This is a genomic window from uncultured Caballeronia sp., assembly GCF_964243625.1.
GTDB lineage: Bacteria > Pseudomonadota > Gammaproteobacteria > Burkholderiales > Burkholderiaceae > Caballeronia.
Map to the genome: position 1 here is coordinate 6,237 of NZ_CAXTGZ010000256.1, position 1,965 is coordinate 8,201.

The window sequence follows — 1,965 nt, forward strand, 5'->3', positions numbered from 1 at the left end:
GGCATGCCGATCAGCAGCAGCGACTTCCCGGTGCGTTTCGCGACGTTGAAGGCAATCGGAATCAGCAGCACGAAGCCGACTTCAAAGAACACCGGCAAGCCGACGATGATCGCCACGACCATCATCGCCCAGTGGATGTGTTTTTCGCCAAACCAGTTGATGAGCGTATTCGCAATGCGCTCTGCCCCGCCGGATTCGGCCATCATCTTGCCAAGCATGGTGCCGAGGCCGACCACGATGGCAATGTGTCCCAGCGTGTTGCCGTTGCCGGTCTCGAACGCCTTGACGATCTTGTCCATGGGCATGCCGACGGCCAGACCCAGCAACAACGAAACGATGATCAGGACGAGGAACGGGTAAACCTTGTACCGCGTGATCATCAAGATCAGCAACGCAATTGCAATCACTGCGTACACCAGCAACATGCTGCCCTGTACTGGCTCCATTAAGCGCCTCCCAAGTATGTGACGTTTTTTATGCCGCGAACCGGATGCGCCCGGGGGCGGCATGCGCAGTCGAGATTGAACCACCGGGATTTTACTTGCAGCCCGGGAAACACGCGCGCGATGTGTGTCCAAAAGTGAAAAAGCCCCGGCGGGATGAGCGCAGGGGCTTGTTTGCGGCGTTGCTTTTTAGCGTTGCGGCGGCGCCAGTGTGCTTGCCGCCCTGGCGAGGCGCGTGACCTCTTCCCAGTTCTGCGCAGCGAGCGCGGCTTTCGGCGTCAGCCACGATCCACCGACACACACCACGTTCGGCAACGCCAGGAAACTCGGTGCGGTTTCGGCAGTGATGCCGCCGGTCGGGCAGAACCTGAGCGTCGGGAACGGGCCGTTGAGGGCTTGCAACATGGACACACCGCCCGCCTGCTGCGCCGGAAACAGCTTCACGATCTCGTAGCCGAGTTCCATGGCCGTGATGATGTCGGTCGGCGTCATCACGCCCGGCAGCAACGGCAGGCCGCAATCGAGCGCCGCCTGGTGAATGTCCTTTGTCAACCCCGGCGATACACCGAACTGCGCGCCCGCTTTCTTCGCCTGCGCGCAATGTTCCGGTTTTGTGATGGTGCCGACACCGACCACGATGTCATCGGCCAGATGGCTGGCGCGTTCGATCGCCTCAAGCCCTGCGGCCGTGCGCAGCGTGATCTCGAGCACCTTGACGCCGCCTGCGTGCAGCGCGCGCGAGACGTTTTCGCCTTGCTCGGCCGATTCGAAGGCAAGGACCGGGATCACCGGCCCAAGGCGCACGATTTCGCTTACCTGTTTCATTTGCTGCTCCTTATAGAGAGTCTCTCAGGCTCTGTGCTGTTCGCCGACCATCGGGCCGAATACTGATGCGCCCAGCTCAGCCGGCATGGCTGCATTGCGAAACACACCGAACAGCTCGCGCCCGAAACCGACTTCGTTACCCGCTTGATGTTTCGGCTGCTCGACTTCGCGCGCAGCCCATTCCTTTTCGTCCAGTTCGACGTCCAGCACGCCCTTGTTTGCGTCGATGACAATCATGTCACCCGTGCGCACCTTGCCTATCGGCCCGTGCAGCAACGCTTCCGGCGATATATGGATGACAGCGGGCACCTTGCCCGACGCGCCCGACATGCGCCCGTCCGTCACCAGCGCGACGTGGAAGCCCTGATCCTGCAACACACCGAGAAGCGGCGTCAACCGGTGCAACTCCGGCATGCCGTTTGCGCGCGCGCCCTGGAACCGCACGATAGCCACGAAGTCGCGCTTGAGTTCGCCGGCATCGAATGCTTCCTGCACTTGCTCTTGCGAGTCGAAGACGATCGCCGGCGCCGTCACTTTCCGATGCGCTTCGGCCACCGCCGAAATCTTGATCACGCCGCGGCCGAGCTTGCCTTGCATCAGACGCAAGCCGCCGTCCGGCGCGAAAGGCTCGCGGATATCGCGCAACACGGCGACGTCGTGACTCGTCTCCGCACCCGGCACCCATTCCAGCCGGCCG

Annotated in this window: 2 protein-coding genes and 1 pseudogene (1 of these 3 cut by a window edge); all 3 read right to left on the minus strand. The window is 62.1% G+C overall.

The annotated features are described in order from the left end of the window. Positions 1–446: pseudogene (locus ACFFAR_RS17810) on the minus strand (gluconate:H+ symporter) (it extends 935 nt beyond the left edge of the window). Positions 447–632: 186 nt separating this feature from the next. Next, entirely contained in the window at positions 633–1,268 is a 636-nt protein-coding gene (gene eda, locus ACFFAR_RS17815) for a bifunctional 4-hydroxy-2-oxoglutarate aldolase/2-dehydro-3-deoxy-phosphogluconate aldolase (protein ID WP_061998519.1), read from the minus strand. 24 nt (positions 1,269–1,292) lie between these two features. Next, positions 1,293–1,965, minus strand: a 673-nt coding sequence (locus ACFFAR_RS17820; protein ID WP_375508206.1) for a dihydroxy-acid dehydratase, incomplete at its 5' end; no start/stop codon positions are given.

Excerpts from the sequence above, each read along its gene's own strand:
- eda (WP_061998519.1), bottom strand. The coding sequence starts at position 1,268 with ATGAAACAGGTAAGCGAAATCGTGCGCCTTGGGCCGGTGATCCCGGTC.